The sequence below is a fragment of the Vreelandella indica genome (assembly GCF_037070225.1).
Taxonomy (GTDB): domain Bacteria; phylum Pseudomonadota; class Gammaproteobacteria; order Pseudomonadales; family Halomonadaceae; genus Vreelandella; species Vreelandella arctica.
This window is the reverse complement of record NZ_JBANSO010000061.1, coordinates 1-4,725: the sequence shown is the minus strand read 5'-3', so window position 1 is coordinate 4,725 and position 4,725 is coordinate 1. Positions and strand designations below refer to the sequence as shown.

Genomic DNA, 4,725 nt, shown 5'->3' with positions numbered 1-4,725 from the left:
CTTCTTCAGGACGGCTGCTTTACGCTCTGCAGAATAACGTGGCACAAGGGCTCCATGCCGCTCCCTCTGGATTAGATTTAGGCGATATCGCCAACCGGACAACTAGGCTGACAGAGGGGGATAAGCTTCAGTTAATTGGCGTCATCGATATCACCGCTGTCAATGCCATCGACACTGTCTCCGCAGGTAAGCTGCTTCACAGTCAAGAGCGACGCGACTGTGGTGATAGCGGTTATCTTGGCATAGAAAAGCCGGATGAGCACAAGCACAGCAACAGCGGATCTTGGTATATTACCAAACGGCCTGGCGCCCGCAATAATCTGGATGCTTACCAACTGAAAGTTGAAAAAAAAACAAAGCCAGTATCCGTGCTAAGGTGGAGCACCTCTTTAGGCGCAATAACCAAGTTTTGGTTATGCTAAATCCATTAGCATAACTTCGGTATTTGATGAAAATCTGCAATTATTCAGGCCTAGTTTAGGTGTCGATCAGTCATCCCAGTGCATAACGGTATGGTTTTTACCAGCTATTTTAAATAGTTCTCTAATAATCAAATGAGCTCCTGAAGGTAAATGAGCCCCGGTGCGTCTAACGACACCGTATGGCCCCATCAAAGATGGGATGCGCACGTCTAGCTGTGAAAGAATATTAGTGCTAACACAGAATTTGGCTACTTCTTCAGGGATAACTGCAACCAAGGTTGGGTCTTGCTGTAGTAACATTAGAGTGGTGAAAGTTGACGAGGTTTCTATCGGATACTGAATTACCTCTAAGCCCGCTCTGTTAATTTCATATTCTAAGGACTGACGCATTGGCATGTTAGAAGGGTATACTATCCATGAGTAGTCAATTAGATCTTTTAATTTTAAATGGTTAGTGTTTGCAAGAGGGTTTTTCTTATTAGCAACGACAGCCAGGGGTTCGTCACTGAGTTCAAGACTGTCATAAGCTGCTGACTTCTGTCCTACATGTGATCTGCATATGGCTAAATCTATTCGTCCTTTATCTAGTAGTTTCAATAGATTGGCGCTAGTGTCCTCAAAAATTTCAATCGAAAGGGCTGGCTGTGCCAATCGTAAATTACGGATTGCTTTTGTCAATGAAGGGACAGCTCCCATTGTTGTTCCGATAGCTATATGCCCTCCGTGGCCTTGCATTATTCCTACAATTTCTTCTCTCATATGAGCTAAGTCACTATAAACTAACCTTGCATAACGAATCACACATCTGCCAACTTCATTTGGTTCAATTCCTTTGGGGTTGCGTTCAAAAAGCTGCATGTCTAGAACATCTTCAATTTCATGTAGTGATTTGGTTGCCCCGGGCTGAGATATAGATATGACTTGCGCAGCTTTATGAAGGGAGCCGTAATCATCCAGTGCGATTAAAAGTTGCATGTGCTTCAGTCGTAAACGTGAAGTAATTAACTTTAATGTTGGAACCATGGAGAAGGCCTTTTTTATGTAAAATCAGTCGAAGGGGCGGTGTTTTTTATTAATTAAATGAAATGCTTTTCTATACCGTTTGATTTCAAAGTCGAGGATATAAGTATTGCTATAATCGTGGAGCGTCTACACGGATATTACTATATTTTGGCGCTTCAAGTGGCTGCCTCAAGTTACAAGCGCAACGCCATTGAAGGGTGCTCGGTCCAACAACGGATTTCTTGAGCACCTCGGCGTAGACTTCCAGCGGCATTCGACAGTCCAGTGTCTTTCGTGGTCGTGTATTCAATGAGTCGGCTATTTCGTCAAGCTATTCTTGGCTGTAGACCGAGACATATCCGTACCCTTCGGCAGGTACTGTTTCAGCAGCCCGTTCGTGTTCTCATTGGAACTCTGCTCCCACGGGCTATGCGGGGCAGCACATTAAATCGCTGTACCAGTATTCTGAGTGATCTCGGCATGCTTCACCATCTCTCTGCCCTGACCATAAATTATAGATAAGCGCAGGGAACGCGGCAATTCATTAAGCTTGTCGCTGAAGCCGATGGCCGCCGCCGTAGCCATGGTGCCATCCACCTTTGCGCGAATCACTAAGCGCGTAATGCTTTCCACCGGTGTACCGACAGCAAAGCGATTGTTAACGCCAAAGATGAGATCCCCTCCCAATGGCCAGGCATTAGGCGGTCTTCGAGCTCAGTAGATCGCAGGTGGATGCTGGCTAGGTCTGGAATCTGTTGCCTTGCCCTGGCTGCGAGGACACCGTTTACCTAAACAGGCAGCCAGCTCTTTCTTGAGCGAGCCGCGCGGCATGAAGTAGAGCGCGTTGTAGATGGCTTCGTGTGAGTCTTGGTGGTCAGTGTTATCAGGTAACATACGCTTGAGTGTGCTGGCTATTTGCTCTGGAGACCAGTACTTACGCAGCAGGTAGAACACCTATTCGAATAGTTCACCCATCCAGATGCAGCTTCGGGCTACGTTGAGGCCGACAGCGGGCCAGTCGAGCTCGGTAACCAGCAAAATTGGCGTCATACGCCATGTCAGGCCTGAACGTGTGGCGTGCTAGTTCTCGTGAAACGTTACTCGGTGCGTGCCCCAACTGACGAGCGATGGCACGAATCTAGTGATTAATCCGCATCAGCATAATGGCGGCTCGGTCTTCAGCAGAAAGAGGGCTATAACAGTGAGTCATGGAAACACCATGCCTAATTGGTAGATGTTGCACTTGGGCATTGAGACCGCCCTGTGTCCTGTTAAAAAAGCACTTCGTTAGACTCAAGGGAAGCTTACTCAGCTTCCTTAAGTCTATTCCCACGTCAACGTGTGGAAGAAGTACTCCGAAGGCGTATTCTAAAAATTTCCCCTTCCTGCTCATGTTGAATTTGTATCCATGCTGCTTAGCAGGCACTTGCGATCCTCGGTTCGTTTTTTGAATCAATCTTAGCTATGGCTTGTTTTCAATTTAGCCCTGGTGGTTCGGAAAACACTATCTAGGTGGGTAAGCATAGCGCGCTCAGAGGCATTAGGGTCGCCGCGCATGAGGGCATCAACGATGTGCTGATGTTCTAGGTAACTGCGCTCTATAGCTCCTGGCTCCAGCATTACCTGGCGCCGGATGTTGAGTCCAAAGGTGTAAAGTTCTTCGGCATAGCGCAATAGAATCTCATTGTCGGCGTACTTTGATATAAGTTTATGGAAGTTTTGATCGGAGAGCTGAAAATGTACGGGAGAGTTAAACAATTTTTCCTGCTCCTCAAGCATTCGTTTTAAAACGTCGATACCCTGAGCATCAATATGGATGGCTGCGCGCCTAGCAATGGCGGCCTCTACCACGATGCGACTCTCGAAAACACTGTCCACGTCGAAGCAATTCATCACAGGCACTTTGGCGTCAGAATGGGTTGCGTGGAATCTCGCCAAGGCTTCATCGTTAGCACAGATGCGCGTCTTGCTGCCATGAGAGACGCTTATTAGGCCGTGAGCGGTGAGCTGGGAAAGCCCCCCGCGCACGGTCTCTCGGCTGACGCCAAATAGTTGAGCCAACTCACGCTCACTAGGTAATTCGTCTCCATCCCGTAATAGGCCGGTAAGAATCATGTCGGTCAGCTTATCAGCCAATATTTCTTTCTTGGTCCGATTCATAAGCGTCTTTTCGAAGGCGAATGCTGAATTGTGCATAGCTACACTCCTCTCATGACTGGTATATATAATAGACCAGATAATCAAAAACTATATATGTTGCGCAGGCAGATTAAAACAAAGCTATATTTTTATTAATTATTTATTGACATAGTGTTACAGCGTGTTTAGGTTTCTAAGTTAGTGGTATGCTGGCCGTACCAGAAGACCAGTTTATCACTACCAATTACAATTAAGGAGTGCACTATGCTCAGGAAGCTGCTGAGGCTTTATTTCTTCTCACTGACTATCGCCAGCATGCATGCTCAGTCGAGCAAGATTGTCTTCGCTATCGGTGGTACACCAGCCTTCACAAGCGCCTAATACCTTCATAAATACAAAGGAAATCCTACCAATGAAAATTATCAAGGTCAGAGCCCGTATCTTCGAGTGGAAAGGACACACCGTCCCAGCCCAAGCCCATTTCTGCTCTAATGCTATGGATGAGCTGTGGGATAAGAGCGATTCAATGGGTACTTTCCGCTTTCATGGCTGGACCGCCGTGGAAATTGAAACCGATACAGGCTTGGTCGGCCTAGGCAACGTGGCGCTTGCCCCTTCCATCGCTAAGGCAATCATCGACCAGTACCTTGCTCCACTTGTGATCGGTCAAGATCCTTTCGATTACGAATACCTATGGCAACGCATGTACCGCGCCACCCACGCCTGGGGGCGTAAAGGGATTGGCATGGCGGCAATCTCGGGCGTCGATATCGCCATCTGGGACATTATGGGTAAGGCGGTAAATAAACCGGTCTTTAAACTGCTCGGCGGACGTACCAAGGAGAAAATTCCCTGCTACGCATCGAAACTCTACCGCACTGATCTTAAAAGTATGCAAGACGAAGCCCAGTCTTATCTCGACCAAGGTTTTTCCGCGATGAAAATGCGCTTTGGGTACGGCCCCAAAGACGGCCCGGCTGGCATGCGCGAAAACCTGAATAGTGTCGCAGCGGTTCGAGAAGTTATTGGCGACGATATTGACCTAATGCTCGAATGCTATATGGGCTGGAACCTGGAATACGCTAAGCGCATGTTACCCAAGCTGGAACGCTTTGAGCCTCGGTGGCTCGAAGAGCCCGTGCTGGCCGACGATATCGATGGC

The 4,725-nt window shown here is 47.7% G+C and carries 3 protein-coding genes and 2 pseudogenes; 2 read left to right on the top strand and 3 right to left on the bottom strand.

Features of this window, described 5'->3' with window-relative positions; all coding sequences use genetic code 11:
- Positions 1 to 422 (top strand): annotated as a pseudogene (locus V8L71_RS20280) (hypothetical protein); the annotation flags it as partial.
- 66 nt (positions 423 to 488) lie between these two features.
- Here the strand turns inward: V8L71_RS20280 and V8L71_RS20275 are convergent.
- From V8L71_RS20275 to V8L71_RS20265, 3 genes and pseudogenes are all read right to left on the bottom strand, one after another.
- Entirely contained in the window at positions 489 to 1,445 is a 957-nt protein-coding gene (locus tag V8L71_RS20275; RefSeq protein WP_336275290.1) for a LysR family transcriptional regulator, read from the bottom strand.
- A 190-nt stretch (positions 1,446 to 1,635) separates the two neighbouring features.
- Positions 1,636 to 2,634: pseudogene (locus V8L71_RS20270) on the bottom strand (IS30 family transposase); the annotation flags it as partial.
- Between the two features lie 248 nt (positions 2,635 to 2,882).
- Positions 2,883 to 3,620, bottom strand: a complete 738-nt coding sequence (locus V8L71_RS20265) for a FadR/GntR family transcriptional regulator (protein WP_022520266.1) — start codon at positions 3,618 to 3,620, stop codon at positions 2,883 to 2,885.
- Between the two features lie 355 nt (positions 3,621 to 3,975).
- Here V8L71_RS20265 and V8L71_RS20260 point away from each other — a divergent pair.
- The coding region (locus V8L71_RS20260; RefSeq protein ID WP_336275289.1) for an enolase C-terminal domain-like protein at positions 3,976 to 4,725 on the top strand (750 nt) is incomplete at its 3' end.

Bases quoted from the DNA above. Each gene is read 5' to 3' on its own strand.
- V8L71_RS20275 (WP_336275290.1), bottom strand. From the start codon at position 1,445: ATGGTTCCAACATTAAAGTTAATTACTTCACGTTTACGACTGAAGCAC.
- V8L71_RS20265 (WP_022520266.1), bottom strand. From the start codon at position 3,620: ATGCACAATTCAGCATTCGCCTTCGAAAAGACGCTTATGAATCGGACC.